We start from the raw sequence: 18,938 nt of genomic DNA, 5'->3' as shown, positions 1-18,938 counted from the left end.
GTGACGGCCCGCGCCGCGCCCCCGGACCGCGGGCCGTCGGGCTCTCCCGCACCGGGAGCCCGTGGCGAGCGGCCGACGGCGAGGAGGCGGTACGGGGTGCCTCTGTTCTGGCGGATCTTCCTGCTGAACGCCGTCGTGCTCATCGTGGCCACGGCCCTGCTGCTGGGACCCGTCACCGTGTCCACGCCGGTCCTGCTCACCGAGGCCGCGGTTCTCACGGTGGGGCTGGCCGCCATGCTCGTCGCCAACGCGCTGCTGCTCCGTGTGGGCCTCGCCCCGCTCCAGCGCCTGACCCGCGCGATGACGACGACGGACCTGCTCCACCCCGGACACCGCCCGGCGGTCGGCGGACGCGGTGAGATCGCCGAGCTGATCACCACGTTCAACACCATGCTGGACCGGCTGGAGGACGAGCGCGCCACGAGCAGCGCCCGCGCCCTGTCCGCGCAGGAGGCCGAGCGCCGGCGCGTCGCCCGCGAGCTGCACGACGAGGTCGGCCAGTCCCTCACCGCCGTGCTGCTCCAGCTCAAGCGCGCCGCCGACCACGCCCCGCCCGGCCTGGGCGAGGAGCTGCGCCAGGTGCAGGAGACCACCCGGGCGAGTCTCGAGGAGATCCGGCGCATCGCCCGCCGGCTGCGCCCCGGGGTGCTGGACGAGCTCGGGCTGGCCAGCGCGCTCAAGGCCCTCGCCACCGAGTTCGGCGGGCCCGGTCTGAGCGTCCAGCACTGCCTCGACGCGGACCTGCCCGAGCTGGACCGGGAGACCGAACTGGTCATCTACCGGGTCGCCCAGGAAGGCCTCACCAACACCGCCCGCCACGCCCGGGCCCGCCACGCCGAGCTCGCCCTGCGCCGCGCGCCCGGCGGTGTCGAGCTCCGCGTCCGGGACGACGGCCGCGGCACCGGCGTCGCCCGGGAGGGCGCCGGCATCCGCGGGATGCGGGAGCGCGCCCTGCTGGTCGGCGCCCGCCTGACCGTGGACCGTGCCGACGGCGGCGGCACCGAGGTGCGCCTGGCCGTTCCCGTCCCGGCCCGTTTCCCCGCGCACGCCCTCGTCCCCGTGCGGGAGTCCGCGCACGCCCCGCCCCCGTGACCGATGCCCCTCGACCGGAAACGCTGACACATGACCGACCCGGCCCCCACCCGCATCCTGCTCGCCGACGACCACGCGCTGGTCCGCCGGGGGGTTCGCCTCATCCTCGACGGCGAACCGGACCTGACCGTCGTCGCCGAGGCCGCCGACGGCTCCGAAGCCCTCGAGCAGGCCCATGAACACCGCCCCGACCTGGCCATCCTGGACATCGCGATGCCCCGCCGCACCGGCCTCCAGGCGGCCCGTGAGCTCTCCCGTTCCCTGCCGGAGACGCGCATCCTCATCCTGACCATGTACGACAACGAGCAGTTCTTCTTCGAGGCCCTCGCCGCCGGGGCCTCCGGCTACGTCCTGAAGTCCGTCGCCGACCGCGACCTCGTCGAGGCCTGCCACGCCACCATGCGCGGCGAGCCGTTCCTCTACCCCGGCGCCGTCAACGCCCTCATCCACAACTACCTGGACCTCGCGCGGGAGGGCCGCGCCCTGCCGGCCAAGGCGATCACCGACCGCGAGGAGGAGATCCTGAAGCTGGTCGCCGAGGGCCACACCTCGCAGCAGATCGCCGGCCTCCTCGCCATCAGCCCCAAGACCGTGGAGCGGCACCGCGCCAACCTGCTGGCCAAGCTCGGCCTGAAGGACCGCCTGGAACTCACCCGGTACGCCATCCGCGTGGGGCTGATCGAGCCCTGAACCGGCGCAGGGGCCGGCCGCTCCTGTTGTCAGACTGGACGCCCACAGGCCCGCCCCCTGGAAGTAGGAACCGATGCCCCACCCGTACGTCCTGCTGTCCGCCGCCGTCTCCCTCGACGGCTACCTGGACGACACCGGCCCGGAGCGGCTGCTGCTGTCCGGTCCGGCCGACTTCGACCGGGTCGACGAGGTGCGGGCATCCGTGGACGCCGTTCTGGTCGGCGCCGGCACGATCCGCGCCGACAACCCCCGGCTGCTGGTCAACTCGCCCGAGCGGCGTGCCGCCCGCCTCGCCGGGGGCGAGGCCGAGTACCCGCTCAAGGTCGCCGTCAGCGGCTCCGGCGACCTGGATCCGGCGGCCCGGTTCTGGCACACCGGCGGCGAGAAGGTCCTCTACACGACCGACGAGGGCGCCGGGCGCGCCCACGCCCTCGGTCTCGCCGCCGACGTCGTCCCGCTCGGCACCGGGCTCGACTGGCGTCGGCTCCTTGAGCACCTGCACGCCGAGCGTGGGGTCCGGCGGCTCATGGTCGAGGGCGGCGGCACGATCCACACCCAGCTCCTCACCGAAGGACTGGCCGACGAGCTCCAGCTGGTCCTCGCCCCGCTGTTCGTCGGCGACCCGCGGGCCCCCCGCCTCTTCGGCCCCGGCTCCTACCAGGGCGGTCGGCTGCGGCTGGTCGAGAGCCGCCCGGTCGGCGACGTCGTCCTGATGCGCTACGAGCCCACCGCCCCCGGCACCGGCCCGCTGCCCTCCGCCGCCGACCACCACTGGCTGGCCCTCGCCTGCGAGCTGGCCGCCGAGTGCCCGCCCTCGGAGACGGCGTTCAGCGTGGGCGCGGTCGTGGTGGCCGCCGACGGCACGGAGCTGGCGCGCGGCCGCTCCCGCGAGGGCGCCGACCCGGTGGTGCACGCGGAGGAGGCCGCGCTCGCCAAGGCCGATCCCACGGACCCCCGGCTCGCCACCGCCACCGTGTACTCCAGCCTGGAGCCCTGCGCCCGCCGCGCGTCCCGGCCGGCGCCCTGCGCCCGGCTCATCCTGGACGCGGGGGTACGGCGGGTGGTCACGGCCTGGCGGGAGCCGGACACGTTCGTGGCGGGCGCCGACGGCACCGGTGTGCTGACCGGCGAGGGCGCCACCGTCGTCGTCCTGCCCGAGCACGAGGACCGCGCCAAGGCGCCGAACGGCCACCTGCTCGGCCGCTGAGACCGGGCCGCCGGTAATGGGTGTGCGCCGTGTCCCGCGGATGGCGTACACTGGTCTCAACGACGCGGGGTGGAGCAGCTCGGTAGCTCGCTGGGCTCATAACCCAGAGGTCGCAGGTTCAAATCCTGTCCCCGCTACTGCAGGCCGAGGGCCGGAATCCAAAGGATTCCGGCCCTCGGTGTTTCCAGCCCTCAACCCGCGTTCTCACCCACTGTGAGCGAGTCGTCCCACAGCGCATAAAAACTGACGCTCGGTCAGAAACCGATCGCCGTCCGAGGCTCGGTCAACTCGCCCGTTTTTGGCCGTCCGTGACCCTTAAGTCCCCCTGGAAACCGTTGATGATCAAGAGGAACGGCTTGGAATCCGGCCCTTGCGTCTATTAACGTTCGATAACGCAGCGCGGTCGTCCCAGCCGTCACAGAAGGCGGCTCCGTGCGCACGCGCCGAATCCCGCGAGGGAACCGGGGAACCACCACCATGGGGTGAATCGCGTGAATACCGCCGTGGCCACACGGCTCGTATACGCGCGTAGGAGACCTTCCCGCTCCGAACCCGTCAGCTAACCCGGTAGGCGAAGACGGAAGGAAGGAGCACGCCCACGTGGCGTCCAACCCGCCTGCCCCCGAGGCCCCGTTCGAGCCGAGCGACACCTTCGCCTACGGCGGCAGCCGCGCCGGCGAGGGCCCCTTCGAGGAGTGGAACCCCACCGCGGAGTCCGTTCGCCCCGTGCGCGGCCGGCACCGTGTCGCCAAGCAGCGCGGCGGAGGACTCGCCCGCAGCTCCACCGTCCTGGGCGTCGGCGTCATAGCGGCCGTCGGCGCCGGCGGCATGGCGAGCGCCCAGACCGGCAAGCCGCCGGTGTCGATCTCCATGCCCGACCTTCCCAACGTGGGTTCCCTCATCTCCGACGAGGAAACCCCCGAGGAGGCGGCCACTCCTCTCAGCACCCTCGGCATGGCCGCCGCCGACACCGAGCAGGGCACCACCGGCGCCGGTGAGGCGCTGCGCACCCGGATCATGGCGCAGGTCGAGCAGCAGCAGGCCCAGGCCGAGAGCAAGGCGGAGGCCGAGGCGGTCGCCGCCGCCGAGAAGCAGGCCGCCGAGGCCGCCGCCAAGGCGGAGAAGGCGGCCAAGGCCAAGGCCGAGGCCGCCAAGAAGAAGGCGGAGGAGGCGGCCAGGAAGAAGGCCGAGGCCGAGCGCCTCGCCGAGCTGGCCAAGCAGTACGCGCTGCCGACCTCCTCGTACACCATCACCTCGACCTTCGGTCAGGCCGGCGCCTACTGGTCCTCCGGCCAGCACACCGGCCTCGACTTCGCCGCCCCCACGGGCACGCTGATCAAGGCCGTCCACACCGGCACGATCACCTCCGCCGGCTACGACGGCTCCTACGGCTACAAGACCGTGCTCACGCTCGACGACGGCACCGAGATCTGGTACGCCCACCAGTCCTCCATCAGCGTCAGCGTCGGCCAGAAGGTCAACACCGGCGACGTGATCGGCCGCGTCGGCTCCACCGGCAACTCCACCGGGGCCCACCTCCACCTGGAGGTCCACCCCGGCGGTTCCTCCGCGGGCATCGACCCGCTGGCGTGGCTGCGCGGAAAGGGCCTCACCGTCTGAGCGAGCGGACCCGCACGCCCTGGACCCCGGCGGCCCCGACGACGGCCCCCCGACGTCAGGGCCGCCGGTCAGGTGCTGTCCGGGGCAGTGCGCGGCGGACCGCTCAGAACCGGCGGGCGTTCGGGTCGTACGCGGTGTACGGAGGACCGTACGGCGCGGGAGGTCCGTAGCCGCCGTACACCGCCCACGGCGCCGCGGCGGCCGGAACCCGGGGCGCGGTGACGCGGGCCGCGTGCTCCAGGGCCGGCCGGGCCACTCCCCGCCGGTGCCACAGCTCCAGCAGCAGCTCCCGTTCCCGGGTGACGAAGTCCGGCCCCGCCCGCCCGAGCCGTCCCCGGTGCCGCAGGAACGCCAGCGACGTCGCACACGTCTCGTACGCGGCGACCGACCGTGCCGCCGCCCTCCCGCCGCAGCGGCGCGCGTACTGCCGGGCGACGCGCCGCGCCCGCATCGAGCCCAGCGCGAAGGGCTCCGCCGCGTCGAGCCACCCGGCGGCCACGTACGCGGACAGCTCCGCCCGCACGGTCCGCAGCTCCCGCCGCCGCGTCCACACCACCAGCCAGGTCAGCAGCCCGAACGCCGGCACCATGAACGCCGCGTACACCGCGAGGAAGCCGTACCGGCCGAACGTCGAGGAGCCGTTCCACAGCGCGTGCACGCCCATCGCGAGGAGCAGCCCGCCCAGCGGCAGCAGCACGCGCCGGGCCCGCTGCCGGTCCGTGGACAGCGCGGCGGCGCCGAAGCCGATCCCGGTGAGCACGGTGAACAGGGGGTGCGCGAACGGCGACATCACGATGCGGACGAAGAAGGTCGCCGCGGTGACCGAGGTGATGCCGCTGTCGCCGGTGATCCGGTCGGTGCCGAAGGCGGTGCCGAGGTAGAGGATGTTCTCGGTGAACGCGAAGCCGGTGGCGGTGACCCCGGCTATCACCACGCCGTCGAGGATCCCGGTGAAGTCGCGTCTGCGGAACAGGAACACCAGCAGGACGGCCGCGGCCTTCGCGGACTCCTCCACCACCGGCGCTATGACGGTCGAGCCCAGGGCGTCGGCGCCGGCCGGGTCGGCGGTCGCCGTCGCTACCCACCGGGTGGCGAAGCTGTTCGCGACGATCGCCATCAGCGCCGCCGCACAGGCGCCCCAGGCGAAGGAGAACAGCAGGTTCCGCCAGGGTCCCGGCTCGACCCGGTCCAGCCACCGGAAGGCGGCGACGAGCAGCGGCACGGGCAGGACGGCGAGACCGAGCCCGACCAGGAACCCCTGCGTCCCGGTCTGCTCGCGCACCAGCGCGAGGATGACCAGACCGGACAGCGCGAGCAGCGCGATCAGCGCGCCGTACCGCACCCAGGGCCGATGCCACCAGTGCGCGGGCCGCGGCGCTCCACCGGGGGCCGTGCCGGGAGGCGCCGGGTACGGGGGACTGGTGACCAAGGGATCGACCCTCACGAGGCGGGGCTGTGTCAGGCTCGGTCTGCTGCCTGCTCATCCCGCGATACGCGGCGGAAGAGCACGTCGTTCACGACATGACCCTTCTCCAGTCCCTGCCCCTCGAAACGGGTGAGCGGCCGGAAGGCGGGACGCGGCGCGAAACCGCCGTCCGCCCGGGTGTTCTCGAAGTCGGGGTGCGCGGTGAGCACGTCCAGCATCTGCTCCGCGTACGGCTCCCAGTCGGTGGCGCAGTGCAGCACCGCCCCCGGCGCCAGGCGGGTCGCGGCGAGGGTGAGGAACTCCGGCTGGATCAGCCGCCGCTTGTGGTGCCGCTTCTTCGGCCAGGGGTCGGGGAAGTAGACGCGCAGCCCGCCGAGGGAGCCGGGGGCGAGCATCTCGCGCAGCAGGATGATCGCGTCGCCGTTGCCGACCCGTACGTTGGTCAGCCCGAGCCGGTCGGCGAGGTTGAGCAGGTTGCCCTGGCCGGGCGTGTGGACGTCCACGGCGAGGATGTTGGTGGCCGGGTCGGCGGCGGCCATCTGGGCGGTCGCCTCGCCCATGCCGAAGCCGATCTCCAGGACGACGGGGTGGTCGTTGCCGAAGAACTCCGCGAGGTCGAGGCGTCGGCTGCCGTCGATGTCGAAGCCCCAGGCGGGCCACAGCCGCCGCAGGGCGTCCGCCTGCCCGGCGGTCACCCGGCTGCGCCGCGGCTGGAAGCTCCGGATCCGCCGCTCGAAGTGGGACCCGGCGGGATCGGCCTTCGGCCCGTCCGGGAACCGGGGCTCCCCCTTGGCCCGGGCAGGGTGGACGGACGTCCCGGGCGGGTGCGGCGCGTCCTGGCCGGAGGCGGGACGAAGGGCTTCGGAAGCGTTAACGGTGTCAGACACAGTGCCTCCGATGTTACGGGGCGCGCGCACCGGTCCCCCGGCACGGAGCGGGACGGCCCCCGCAGGGGCGGAGGGCGCGCTCGGGTTCCGGGTGGGCCGGCTCCTCCCGGCCTCGGCATCCGCTGGGCGGGGAGCGGGTCCGGGCCGGGGGAGGAAACGCCGATGCCCCGGCCGGGGCGGGCGACTCGTCCGGGATCGGTACGGGCTGACGACGGCACCCGTCGGGCGGTCCCGGGCGCCCGGCATCCGCCCGGTTCTCCGGGGCGGCCCGGGATCGCCCGGCGGCTCAGCGCCCCGCCGTCTCCAGCGCCGCCAGTGTCCTTCGCGCGACCTCGCGGCCGATCGGCAGGGAGGCCGTCGCCGCCGGTGAGGGGGCGTTCAACACGTGGACCGCGCGGGCGGTCTCCTGGATCAGGAAGTCGTCGGCCAGGGTGCCGTCCCGCAGCACCGCCTGGGCCCGCACCCCGGCCGCCGTCGGCACCAGGTCGTCCTCCCGCACCGCGGGCAGCAGCCGGCGTACGGCCCGGGTGAAGGCCTCCCTGGACAGCGAGCGGTGCAGTTCGCCCGTGCCGTACCGCCAGTGGCGGCGGGCCAGCTGCCAGGAGCCCGGCCAGGCCAGGGTCGCCCCCAGCTCGCGTGGACGCACCGTGCGCCAGTCGTAGCCCTCGCGGGCCAGCGCCGGGACCGCGTTGGGGCCGACGTGGACGCCGCCGTCGACGCCCCGGGTGAGGTGGACGCCGAGGAAGGGGAACGCGGGGTCGGGCACCGGGTAGACCAGGCCGCGCACCAGTTCCGGCCGGGCCAGCTCGTAGTACTCGCCGCGGAACGGCACGATGCGGGCGTCGGGCTCGTCGCCGGTGCGGCGGGCGATCTCGTCGCAGTGCAGACCGGCGCAGTTCACCAGCGCCCGGCCGCGGACGACGTCGCCGGCGGCCGTCAGGACGGCGACTCCCCGGTCGGGGCGGCGGTCGACGCGTACCACCCGTGCCCCGTAGCGGATCTCGGCGCCCGCCGCCCGCGAGGCCTCAGCCAGCCGGTGGGCCACCGCGGTGAAGTCGCAGACGCCGGTGGTGCCGACGTGGATGGCGGCCAGGCCGTCGACCTCCGGCTCGTACTCCGAGATCTGCGCGCCGCACAGCTCGCGGACCGCGATGCCGTTCTCCCGGCCGCGCTGGACCAGGGCGTGCAGCCGGGGCAGCTCCTCGCGGGTCGTGGCCACGATCAGCTTGCCCGTCACCGCGTGCGGGATGTCGTGCTCCGCGCAGAACCCGACCATCTCCGCGGCGCCCGACACCGCGTACCGGGCCTTCAGCGAGCCGGGGCGGTAGTAGACGCCGCTGTGGATGACGCCGCTGTTGCGGCCCGTCTGGTGCCGGGCGGGGCCGGACTCCTTCTCCAGCACCGTGACCCGCGTGCCCGGCGCCGCGCGCGTGAGCGCGTACGCCGTCGACAGGCCGACGATCCCCCCGCCGATCACCAGTACGTCGCAGTCGTACGACCGCCCCGTCACCACCCGCACCACCTCCCGAGTCCGATAGTGCACTGCGCCACTGACAGCGCCTTCAAACCCGGGAGGCGGTGCGTGGCGCGATTCGGATCAGGCCGTGGTCATCAGCAGCGGGCGGGCACGTTCGCGCAGTTCGACCACGCGGGGTTCGTCGCCGTAGGGCTCCAGGCGGTGCAGGAGGTCCCTGACGTACTCGGTGGTGCGGGCGGACGAGATGCGGCCCGCCACCTCCACCGCGCGGACGCCCTGTTCGCAGGCCGCGTCCAGGTTGCCCGACTCCAGTTCGGCGACCGCCGAGACGACCAGGCGCAGTCCGTGCGAGCGCACGAACTCCTCCGTCGGACTGGACAGCGCCTGCTCGGTGAAGCGGCGGACCTGGCGGGGCGCCTTCAGGTCGCGGTAGCACTCGGCGGCGTCGGCGGCGAAGCGGTCGTAGGAGTAGAAGCCGAGCCAGGTCGGGTCGCTGTCGCCGGGACGGGAGCGCTCCAGCCAGCTCTCCGACGACCGCAGGGCGGCCCCGGCCGCCTGGGCGTCTCCCGCGCGTGCGTGTGCGCGCGCCTCGACGAGGCGGAAGAAGCTCAGGGTGCGGGCGGTGGCCAGGCCCCGGTTGCGCTCCAGTGCGGCCTGGGCGAGGTCCACGCCCTCGTCGCCGAAGCCGCGGTAGGTCGCCTGCAGGGACATCGAGGCGAGCACATAGCCGCCCAGCGGGACGTCGGCCGCCGCGCGGGCCAGGCGCAGGGCCTGGATGTAGTAGCGCTGGGCGGCCTCCTGCTGGCCGGTGTCGAAGGCCATCCAGCCGGCCAGGCGGGTGAGTTCGGCGGCCGCGCCGAAGAGGGAGCGGCCGACGTCGTCGGAGTAGGAGCCGAGCAGCAGCGGGGCCGCCTCGACGCGGAGGCATTCGGGGACCATCGACGAACGCCAGTCGCCTCCGCCGTACTTGGAGTCCCACCGCCGGGCGTCCTCGGCGGCCTCCCGCAGTTTCCGCACGTCGCTGTGGCCGACTTTGGCCGGTGCGCCGGCGCCGTCGGCGGGGCTCGCCTCACGCGCCACCGAACTGTCGGCCGGGGTTATCAGCCAACGCGATGCGGGCGTCGCGTACGCGCTCACCGCGAACGACCCGGCGAGCGACTGCCAGATGCCGCCGGAGCCGGCTCTGCGGCCCGCCAGGTCCAGCCGGTACAGCTCCGTGGCGGAGCGCACCGCCTGTCCGACGTCACGGGGGAAGGCGAGGCCGACCTCGGGTGCGGGATCCGCGTCCGCCAGACCGATCTCGTGGAGCGGCACCGGACGGCCCAGCTTCTGGCCGATGGCGGCGGCGATCAGGTGCGGAGCGGCGCCCTGCGGCACCATGCCCTTCGACACCCAGCGCGCCACCGACGTCTTGTCGTAGCGAAGCGTCAGTCCTCGCTGAGCGCCGAGGTCGTTGACGCGGCGCGCGAGGCCCGCGTTGGAGATTCCCGCGAGGGCGAGAACGGCGCCGAGCTTTTCGTTCGGCCCGCGTTGCTCCCTGGACATGCGCCACCCCTCGACACAGACGGCTGCCGCACTGGCATAACCATGCGGCATTCGTAAACCCAGCGTAGTTCGCCGCATCCCAAGCGTTAAGGGGCATTCTTCCGGATGGCGGGATTGTGGTCCGTACTGAAGTGCGGGTCCGATACGCGCAGTTGCGGCGTGCTCCCGGTATGTGGCCGTGCGCCCGTGCGTGCGCTCTCCTCCGGCCGTCGCGGGAGCGGTTCCATGGGCTGCGCGTGGGTCGGCCCGCTGTACTGGATCCAGCGGGCTGGGGGACACCGCCGTCTTCATCCCCGCGGGCGGCGGAACGGTCCGGGGGGCGTGCTCCGCCTCCCGGACCGCGCGACCGTCCTGTGGTGCGCAGAGCCTGTACGGAGCGTGTTCGAGATGTGGCTCGCCGCTCTGATTTGGCCGAAAATCAACTCCACTCTTTCGGGTGTATCACCGCTTCTAGCCTGGTAATTGACGGCGTGTTGGTGGTTTAAGGGGCGCATTGTGGGGGCGCATTCGCGTCGTGGCGCCATGGTCGGGTGCGCCGCGCCGGTACGGTGACTCCTCTGCGGCGGGCGCCCGTTCGGTGCGGGGCGCGTGTATCCGCCGGGGCGCATTCGACGGAGCGCATACGGCTCCGGCACCCCTCCTGAGCGCCTCCTTCATGGCAGCATGGGGAACCGGTTCGTACGGTGCACTGGTTGTCCACAGCTTGTGGAGGCGGCGATGCGGTGGTTGGTGGGATGGAGCAGCACCGCCGCCGGAGCCATGGGGTTCGGCCCCACCGGCTCCGCCGGCGCCACCGGGGTGGACGGCGAGACCGTACAGCCCGTGGGGTCCCAGCTGCTGTGGGGTGACCCCGACCCGCTCTGGGCGGTCGGCGACTGGCGCCCCGACGAGGTGCGGGTGGTCGAGGCCGACGAGCAGACCCGGATCGCCGTCCTCGGCACGTGCGGGGCCTCCGACGAGCAACTGCGCGTCGCGCTGTTCGCCGCGAGGGGCGGGGCGCTGCGGCACCTGACCGCCTGGCCGGGAAGCTACACGGCGGTCGTGCAGGTGGGGCGCCGGGTCACCGTGTGCGGCGATCTGGCCGGCGCCCGGCCGGTCTTCCACACCCCGTGGGCGGGCGGTACGGCGTACGCGACCGCCGCGCTGCCGCTCGCCGACCTCGTCGAGGCCAACCTCGACTTCGGGCACCTCGCCGCGCTGCTCGCCGCCCCCGACGTGCCGGCCGCGCTCCACGACTCCACCCCGTACGACGGCGTGAAACGCATTCCGCCGGGGCATGCGCTGATCCTGCGCGCCGGGGCGCGCGAGATCGCCGGGTACGAACCCGTCGCCTCGCTCGCCGTCGCCGCGCCGCCGGCCGACCCCGACCACGCGGTGGACGCCGTGCGGGACGCGCTGGTCGAGGCCGTACGGACGCGGCTGGCCGCGCCCCGCCACGTTCCCGGCGCCGGTATCGACCCCGGGCCCGTGCCCGGGATGGGACCCGCCGAGCGGCGGGCGGCTCGCGGCACGCCCGTGCCGGGGATCGGGGCCGACCTGTCCGGCGGGCCGGCGTCCGGAGCGCTGGCGCTGCTGGCCGCGGGACTGCCCGGGATGCCGGGGACCGTGCTGGGGCACGGGACGGGGGCGGGGGAGCGGCTGCTGGCCGTCACCTTCAACGACCTCGCGGGCGGCTCCGGCGGAGGGCGGGACGACGACGAACTGGAGCGGGCGGGGACGCTGGCCGCCAATCCCCGGTTGCACCACGTGGTGGTGGCCGGCGCGGAGTCGACGCTTCCGTACGTCGATCTGGACGGGCCGCTGACGGACGAGCCCGGGCCCTCGCTGGTGTCGGCCGCGCGTCACCGGGCGCGGCTGGCGGCGGGCAGCGCGGACCACTTCACCGGGTACGGGGCGAAGCAGGTGCTGGACGCGCATCCGGCGCGGCTGGCCGATCTGCTGATGGACCGCAAGCGGCGGCATCTGGTGCGGCCGGTGGCGGCACTGGCCAAGGCGGACGGGTCCGTGATGGTTCCCGCGCGCGTGTACGCGGCGGCGCGCCGGCTGGCGCGCACGCCGTACCGGGCGGGGCTGGAGAGCCTCGCCGAACGGCTGCTGCGGCGGCGGCTGGACGACGACGGGACCGCGGGTGCGGCGGACGCCTCGCTGGCCGCGCTGACCTGGGGAAGACCCGGGCCGGCGGCGCGCTGGCTCACGGGGGAGGCACTGGCTGAAGTATCGGTTCGCCTGCAGGCGTCGACGCGGCGGTCCGAGGTGGGGCCGGGGCAGCGGCCCGGTGATTTCCGGGCGCGGGCGGCGCTGGCCCGGCACGCGGCGGATCTGCGGGTGCTGGAGCAGGCGGCCGAGATCCGGTTCCAGCGACTGCACGCGCCGTTCCTCGACAACCAGGTCGTACGGGCGTGCCGGGCGCTGCCGGAGGCGCTGCGGGTGCGGCCGGGGGCGCGGGCGTCGATCCTGCGGTCGGTGCTGGAGGGGGCGGGGGTAAGGGAGTTGCCTGCGGGATGGGGGGCTCCCGGGGCCGCCGGCTCGGCGGCGGCAGCGGCGCGGACGGGGCTGCGGGTGGCGGCCGACTCGCTGGTGGCGCTGTTCGACACGCCGCTGCTGGCGGAGGCGGGGCTGGTCGAGGCACGGGTGGTGCGGAAGGCACTGCGGGGCGCGGCGGAGGGCGAGCCGCTGCCCCTGGACGGCCTGGCGGACCTGGTCGCCCTGGAGGTGTGGCTGCGCCGTCTGCTGGCCCGCAGGGGAACCTGCTGGACGGGCACCCCGGCCCGCCAGCGCGCGGTCCCGGGCGGAATCGCCCCCCAGCGCGGAGCCCTGGGCGCCGGCGCGGGCGGCACCCGCTGAGGCTCGCCCCCGCGGCGCGGCTTGGGCAGAGCCTGCGGCGGGTGGGTGGGCCGGGACCGCGTCGGGGGCGCCCGTCCTCGGACCGGCGCGGATCACGTCTCCCGGGAGGGCGAGGGTGCGGACGCGCCGCCCACAGCGGGCGGCGCGTCCGCACCCTCGCCCTCCCGCCGTACGCGGCCACCTGCCGTCGTCCCCGTACTCCGCGGCCGGCCGCATGTCGCGTCAGTCGCGGGCAGTCGTGCGGCAGGGCGATGGGGGTCCCGCCGCTCGAGCGGAGCCGGGAGCGGGGGAGGGCGGACGCGACGGCACCCCGCAAGCGCCGGCCCACCCCAACGCGCCGCACTGCGCGAGCGCGGGCCGAGGAGGACGCGGGGCACACCGCGAACCCGGCGGAGCGCCCCGCACCAGGCCGGCGCCACCCCTACGCCGGACGCGAGCGCAGACCCTCCAGCAGGATGTCCAGCAGCCGCGCCGACGCCGCAGCCTGCTGCGCCGCATCCGGCAGGGACGGCGCCGCCGTCGCGATCACCAGCAGGACGTCCGACACCGACACGTCCGGCCGGAGTTCACCCGCGGCCCGCGCCCGGTCCACCAACTGCCCCACGACGTCCAGCAGTTCCGAGGCCCCCGCGTCGCCCTCCGCCGCCACGGCCACCGCGGTCTCCGGTGCCGGCCGCAGCTCATCCGCCGCCTGCGTCCGCTGCTGCGGCAACCGCGCCTGGTCCGACAGACCGCGTTCCTCCGCCACGCCCACCCGCAGCACCTGCGGCGGCAGCAGCCGCCCCGCACCGGACGCGACCGACGTGCGCAGGAAGCGGGACAGCGCCGCCCACGGCTCGTCCTCCTGGCCGAGCGCCGCCCGCGCCTGGTCGGTCAGCCGGGAGGTCTCCTCCTCGGCGATCCGCCGCACCAGGACGTCCTTGCTCGGGAAGCGCCGGTACACCGTGCCCACGCCGACCCGTGCCCGGCGTGCCACGTCCTCCATCGGAGCGCCGTAGCCCAGCTCGCCGAAGACCTCCCGCGCGGCACGCAGCACGTGCTCCAGATTGCGCTGGGCGTCCACGCGCAGCGGTGTCGTACGCGCCCCGTCCGGGCGTCCACCGCCCGTGGGCGCGCTCATCGTCGCGCTGGCCGCGAGAGCGGAAGACCAATGAGAGTCCTGAACATGCATATGCATTCCCCCGGTAATGACGTCTCCCCCCGGAGACTTCTCCCCGCCATCGATGGCCGGGGCGCGTGGAACAGGTCCGGCCTGTCGGTCCCGCCCGTCGCGAGCCCGATGAGCACATCCCCCTACACCCCGTCGACAGATGAACATAGTTGAGAGGGGGTCAATTCAGAAGGGGCAGGTTCCGCACGGAGCGCCCCCCGATCGGAGTACGGGGCGTGTACGTCCTGAATGTACCCCCGTGCGTGGGCGGGCTCACCGCTGCTGACCTGTGAGGACTCCGGCAGGGTCGGTAAATCGGCCAACCCGGGGCACGAGGGTCTTCCGGTCACACAATTCGCCGGGGCTGTGGACAAACGCGCGCGACGGGTGCGTCATGGGATGGTGAAGGAACGTGCGCGCATTCTCGTTGTCGGCGGCGGCTACGTCGGGATGTACACGGCCCTGCGCCTCCAGCGGAGGCTGAAACGGGAACTCGGGCGGGGCGAGGCGGAGATCACGGTCGTCACCCCGGATCCGTACATGACGTACCAGCCCTTCCTCCCCGAAGCGGCCGCCGGCGCCATCTCCCCCCGGCACGTCGTCGTACCGCTGCGCCGTGTCCTCGACCGGTGCCACATCGTCATCGGCGAGGCCACCGGCGTCGACCACGCCACCCGCACCGCCACCGTCAGCACGCTCGCCACCGACGAGGAGGGCACCGGAGGGCGGCAGGTCGCCTACGACGAACTGGTGCTCGCGCCCGGTTCCGTGTCGCGCACCCTCCCGATCCCCGGCCTCGCCGACCACGCCATCGGCTTCAAGACGGTGGAAGAGGCCATCGGCCTGCGCAACCACGTCCTCGAGCAGATGGACATCGCCTCCTCCACGCGCGATCCCGCCCTCCGGGACGCCGCCCTGACCTTCGTCTTCGTCGGGGGCGGCTACGCGGGCGTCGAGGCGCTCGGTGAACTGGAGGACATGGCCCGTTACGCCGCGCGGTACTACCGGACCATCCGTCCCGAGGACATGAAGTGGATCCTCGTCGAGGCGTCCGGGCGGATCCTGCCCGAGGTCGGGGAGGAGATGGGCCGCTACACCGTCACCGAACTGCGCCGGCGCAACATCGACGTACGCCTGGAGACCCGGCTGGAGTCCTGCGCCGACCGGGTCGCCGTGCTCAGCGACGGGTCGCGCTTCCCCACCCGTACGGTCGTGTGGACGGCCGGGGTCAAACCGCATCCCGTCCTCGCGGCCACCGATCTGCCGCTGAACGGGCGGGGGCGGCTGAAGTGCACCGCCGAGCTGGCCGTGGACGGGACCGCGCACGCGTGGGCCGCGGGGGACGCCGCCGCCGTCCCCGACGTCACCGCGGGGGAGGCCGGGCGGGAATGCGCCCCCAACGCACAACACGCGCTCCGCCAGGCGCGGGTCCTCGGGGACAACGTGGTCCACTCCCTGCGGGGCGAACCGCTGGAGACGTACGCCCACAAGCACGCCGGTTCCGTCGCCTCCCTCGGGCTGCACAAGGGCGTCGCCCAGGTCTACGGGCGCAAGCTCAAGGGCTACCCCGCCTGGTTCATGCACCGGACCTATCACCTCAGCCGCGTCCCGACCTTCAACCGCAAGGCGCGGGTGGCCGCCGAATGGACGCTCGCCGGGCTCTTCAAACGGGAGGTCGTCTCGCTCGGTTCACTCGAGCACCCCCGTGCGGAGTTCGAACTGGCGGCCGGTGGAAAGCCTTCCCAGGACCCCCCGAGCGACCCGAAGGGGTCGTCCTGACCGAACCCAGGAACTCCACCGGACGGCCCGGCGTCTGACGGATGCCGGCCCGGTCGGCACCCTGCCAGACTGGTCCACCACCGGGGCCCCGCTCGCCCCGGTGCGGCCCCCGGGGCCCCGGCCGGTCCCGGTTTCCGGCCGCCGACAACTACACGAGGCAAGGATTCGTGAACTTCACGCGCTGGAGCGCCCGGCTCCCCGGAACGCAGCGCCGCGCCGCAGCGCGGAACGAGCAGGCGGTCTCCCCGGACCGGCGGGGAGAGGGCTCCGTGCCCGGGGCCCGCGCCGAACAGCTCACCGACGACGCACCGGCCGTGCCCGCCGTCGACGAGCTCGGGGTGCGCGAGGTCCTGGACCACGTCCCCTCCCTCGTCGCCCTGGTCCACGGCCCCGACCACCGCATCGCCTACGTCAACGACGCCTACGCGGCGGCCTTCGGCGCCCGCCCGATCGGCACCCCCGCGCGCGGCGCACTGCCCGAACTGGAAGCACTCGGCCTGCTGCCCCTCCTCGACCAGGTCCTGCGCAGCGGCAAACCCCGCACGGTGAAGTCCCGCAAGGCCCCCGACGGCCGCTCCTACACCTTTACCTGCACCCCGGTCACCGAGGTCGAGGGCCGTGGGGTGCTCGTCTTCGCCACCGACGTCACCGACCACGCCGAGGCCGCCGAACGACTGCGCGCCAGCGAACGCCGTCAGCGCGAGACCGCCGTCACCCTCCAGCGCTCCCTCCTCCCCCAGGAACTGGAGGAGCCCGACGACCTGCGCGTCGCCGCCACCTACCACCCCGGCGGCACCGAGGCCGCCGTCGGCGGCGACTGGTACGACGTGATCACCCTGGGCGGCGGCCGCACCGCCCTCGTCATCGGCGACGTCATGGGACGAGGGGTGCGCGCGGCGGCGGTCATGGGCCAGCTCCGTACGGCCGTACGGGCCTACGCGCGGCTCGACCTCCCACCGCACGAGGTGCTCCAGCTCCTCGACGGCCTCGCCATGGAGATCGACGCCAACCAGATCGCCACCTGCGCCTACGCCATCCACGACCCCAACGAGGGCAGCCTGGTGTACGCCTCCGCCGGCCACCTGCCCATCCTGGTCCGCGACGAGAACGGCGCCGTCCGGCGCGCCGACGAACCGACAGGACCCCCGCTCGGCACCGGCGGCTGGATGCACACGTCCGGCTCCGTCCCCCTCACCCCCGGCTCCACCGCCGTCCTCTACACGGACGGCCTGGTCGAACGGAGGAACGAGGACCTGGACGAGGGCATCGCCGCCCTGGAGCACGCCCTGGCCGGAGCCACCGGCAGCCCCCAGGTCGTCTGCGACCGCCTGGTCCGCTCGGCCGGCGTGACCCCGGACCACGACGACGACGTCGCCGTCCTGGTCCTCCAGCACCCCGCCCGCAAGGGCGCGGAGAGCGAGCTCTTCCGCAACGCCGCACTGGAACTGCTCGGCGGGGTCGAGGCGGCCCCGCGCGCGCGTGCCTTCGCCTCCGGCGTGCTGACCAGCTGGCGCTTCCCCGTCGAGCTGCACGATCTGGGCGTCCTGGCCGCCAGCGAACTGGTCGCCAACTCCCTCCAGCACGGCACCCCGCCCATGCGGCTGCGGCTGCGCCGCACCGACCGCCGTCTGATCATCGAGGTCACCGACGGCGACGACCACCTGCCGAGACGTCGCCGCGCGGAACCCGGCGACGAGTCCGGCCGGGGCATCGCCATCGTCGCGACGATCGCCTCCGGCTGGGGCAGCAGACGTACCCCGGGCGGCGGCAAGGCGGTCTGGTGCGAGTTCCTCCTGCCGAAGACGCCCGGCTCGTAGCCGAGCCGGGCGCCCAGGAGTGCACAGGCGTACAGGGGGCGGGTCGGAGCGCGTGGGTCAGGCGTGCGCCGGAGCCTGCTCCGCTGCCGCGCCCCCCTGCACCACCACACGGCTCCGCGCCGCCGACGGCTGGTCCTGCACGTCCGTGAGCTGCCGTCCGAGCCGCACCGCCAGCATCGTGATCCCCAGCGAGAACAGCAGGAAGGTCACGACATACGGCGCGTGCAGCGAGGCGCCCAGCGGCCCGCCCACCGCCGGACCCACGGCCAGCGCGAGCTGCTTCACCAGGGCGAACGCCGAGTTGTACTGCCCCGCCAGCCCGGCCGGCGCGAGATCGGCCACCAGCGGCGCGAGCGTCGGCGACAGCATCGCCTCACCGAGCCCGAACAGCGCGTACGTCGAGATGAACGCGGCGGTCGCCATCGTCTGGCTCCCGTTGCCCAGTCCCGCGTACCCGGCCACGGCCCAGGCCACGGCCCAGATCAGCCCCACGGACGCGATCACGCGCGAGCGCTTGCGCCGCTCGACGAACCGCAGCACCGCGAACTGCGCGACCACGATCACCAGGGTGTTCGCGGCCAGCGCCGTCCCCAGCGCGGAGGTGGAGATCCCGGCGGCCTCGACGCCGTACGCGCTCAGCCCCGACTCGAACTGTCCGTAGCAGGCGAAGAACAGCACGAAGCCCAGCACGCACAGCTGCACCATGGCCCGGTTGCCCAGCAGCTGCTTCCAGCTGCCCTCTGCCGACCGCGCAGGAGCGCCCTCGACGCGCGGCGCGCGAGGCATCCGCGCCGTCGCCATCACCACGACCAGCAGCAGGAACATCGCCGCTTCGATCGCGAAGAGGAGAGTGAAGGAGCCGGATTTCGCGGGATCCACGAGGTGACCGCCGATGAGACCACCGACGCCGAGCCCGAGGTTCTGCAGGAAGAACTGCGTGGCGAACGCCCGCGACCGGTTCTCCATGGTCGAGCACTCCACGATCATCGTCGCGAGCGCCGGCTGCATCACGGCCTGCCCGGCACCCAGCGCCGCCGCCGACAGCAGCACGGTCGCCGCACCGCTCGACAGACCCAGGCTCAGCGCCCCGATCGCGGCCGTGACCAGGGCGACGAGCAGCACCGGCAGCGGGCCGCGCCGGACGATCGCCCGTCCGGCGAACGGCAGCACGATCAGCGCGGCCACGGCGAAGACGGCGAGTACGAGACCCGCCGTCATGGCTCCCAGCCCTCGCACCTGCGCCACGTAGACGTACAGATACGGGACCGTGAAGCCCAGCCCGAACGCGCTGAGTGCGTTGCCCACGTGGATCCGGCGCATCGCCCTGGTCACGTTCACCTCTCTCAAGCAGTTAGGAGTGAAGACTTAGAAGCTAAAGTTCGAGGCTAAAGACTACATAGCGAA

General features: G+C 74.0%; 13 protein-coding genes, 1 tRNA gene and 1 riboswitch. Of the genes, 8 read left to right on the top strand and 6 right to left on the bottom strand.

Annotated features, from left to right (window positions below):
• Positions 1–96: 96 nt before the first annotated feature.
• The 5 genes from ACZ8ZB_RS16020 to ACZ8ZB_RS16000 all read left to right on the top strand — a co-directional run bounded on the left by ACZ8ZB_RS16020 (position 97) and on the right by ACZ8ZB_RS16000 (position 4,609).
• The gene (locus ACZ8ZB_RS16020; RefSeq protein WP_470738406.1) at positions 97–1,092 is read left to right on the top strand and encodes a HAMP domain-containing sensor histidine kinase; all 996 of its coding nucleotides are present in this window, start codon (positions 97–99) and stop codon (positions 1,090–1,092) included.
• Between the two features lie 30 nt (positions 1,093–1,122).
• A complete protein-coding gene (locus ACZ8ZB_RS16015) occupies positions 1,123–1,782 on the top strand; it encodes a response regulator transcription factor (protein WP_470738405.1) in 660 nt (219 codons plus the stop codon).
• 73 nt (positions 1,783–1,855) lie between these two features.
• The gene (locus ACZ8ZB_RS16010) at positions 1,856–2,989 is read left to right on the top strand and encodes a dihydrofolate reductase family protein (protein WP_470738404.1); all 1,134 of its coding nucleotides are present in this window, start codon (positions 1,856–1,858) and stop codon (positions 2,987–2,989) included.
• A 63-nt stretch (positions 2,990–3,052) separates the two neighbouring features.
• A tRNA-Met gene (locus ACZ8ZB_RS16005) sits at positions 3,053–3,126 on the top strand.
• 294 nt (positions 3,127–3,420) lie between these two features.
• Positions 3,421–3,578, top strand: a riboswitch (cyclic di-AMP (ydaO/yuaA leader).
• Between the two features lie 11 nt (positions 3,579–3,589).
• A complete protein-coding gene (locus tag ACZ8ZB_RS16000; RefSeq protein WP_470738403.1) occupies positions 3,590–4,609 on the top strand; it encodes a M23 family metallopeptidase in 1,020 nt (339 codons plus the stop codon).
• A 103-nt stretch (positions 4,610–4,712) separates the two neighbouring features.
• Here the strand turns inward: ACZ8ZB_RS16000 and ACZ8ZB_RS15995 are convergent, their stop codons facing one another.
• From ACZ8ZB_RS15995 to ACZ8ZB_RS15980, 4 genes are all read right to left on the bottom strand, one after another.
• Complete coding sequence (locus ACZ8ZB_RS15995; protein WP_470738402.1) at positions 4,713–6,038, bottom strand: PrsW family intramembrane metalloprotease; 1,326 nt, start codon at positions 6,036–6,038, stop codon at positions 4,713–4,715.
• Between the two features lie 29 nt (positions 6,039–6,067).
• Complete coding sequence (gene trmB, locus ACZ8ZB_RS15990; RefSeq protein WP_470738401.1) at positions 6,068–6,922, bottom strand: tRNA (guanosine(46)-N7)-methyltransferase TrmB; 855 nt, start codon at positions 6,920–6,922, stop codon at positions 6,068–6,070.
• Positions 6,923–7,208: 286 nt separating this feature from the next.
• The gene (gene lhgO / locus ACZ8ZB_RS15985; protein WP_470738400.1) at positions 7,209–8,465 is read right to left on the bottom strand and encodes an L-2-hydroxyglutarate oxidase; all 1,257 of its coding nucleotides are present in this window, start codon (positions 8,463–8,465) and stop codon (positions 7,209–7,211) included.
• 54 nt (positions 8,466–8,519) lie between these two features.
• The gene (locus ACZ8ZB_RS15980) at positions 8,520–9,944 is read right to left on the bottom strand and encodes an MFS transporter (protein ID WP_470738399.1); all 1,425 of its coding nucleotides are present in this window, start codon (positions 9,942–9,944) and stop codon (positions 8,520–8,522) included.
• A gap of 717 nt (positions 9,945–10,661) precedes the next feature.
• Between ACZ8ZB_RS15980 and ACZ8ZB_RS15975 the strand changes: the two genes are divergently transcribed.
• Positions 10,662–12,788 (top strand): asparagine synthase-related protein, encoded by a 2,127-nt coding sequence (locus tag ACZ8ZB_RS15975; protein ID WP_470738398.1) that lies wholly within the window; start codon positions 10,662–10,664, stop codon positions 12,786–12,788.
• A 421-nt stretch (positions 12,789–13,209) separates the two neighbouring features.
• Here the strand turns inward: ACZ8ZB_RS15975 and ACZ8ZB_RS15970 are convergent, their stop codons facing one another.
• Positions 13,210–13,959, bottom strand: a complete 750-nt coding sequence (locus ACZ8ZB_RS15970) for a TetR/AcrR family transcriptional regulator (RefSeq protein ID WP_470738397.1) — start codon at positions 13,957–13,959, stop codon at positions 13,210–13,212.
• A gap of 378 nt (positions 13,960–14,337) precedes the next feature.
• Here ACZ8ZB_RS15970 and ACZ8ZB_RS15965 point away from each other — a divergent pair, with 378 nt between their 5' ends.
• Together ACZ8ZB_RS15965 and ACZ8ZB_RS15960 are read left to right on the top strand one after the other, a co-directional pair.
• Complete coding sequence (locus ACZ8ZB_RS15965; protein WP_470738396.1) at positions 14,338–15,717, top strand: NAD(P)/FAD-dependent oxidoreductase; 1,380 nt, start codon at positions 14,338–14,340, stop codon at positions 15,715–15,717.
• A 167-nt stretch (positions 15,718–15,884) separates the two neighbouring features.
• A complete protein-coding gene (locus tag ACZ8ZB_RS15960; RefSeq protein WP_470738395.1) occupies positions 15,885–17,534 on the top strand; it encodes an ATP-binding SpoIIE family protein phosphatase in 1,650 nt (549 codons plus the stop codon).
• Between the two features lie 57 nt (positions 17,535–17,591).
• On the opposite strand, the gene ACZ8ZB_RS15955 is transcribed toward ACZ8ZB_RS15960, so the two are convergent.
• The gene (locus ACZ8ZB_RS15955; protein ID WP_470738394.1) at positions 17,592–18,866 is read right to left on the bottom strand and encodes an MFS transporter; all 1,275 of its coding nucleotides are present in this window, start codon (positions 18,864–18,866) and stop codon (positions 17,592–17,594) included.
• Positions 18,867–18,938 lie beyond the last annotated feature (72 nt).

Source organism: Streptomyces sp. 12E (genome assembly GCF_055633275.1).
This window is presented reverse-complemented; position numbering and strand designations above follow the sequence as displayed.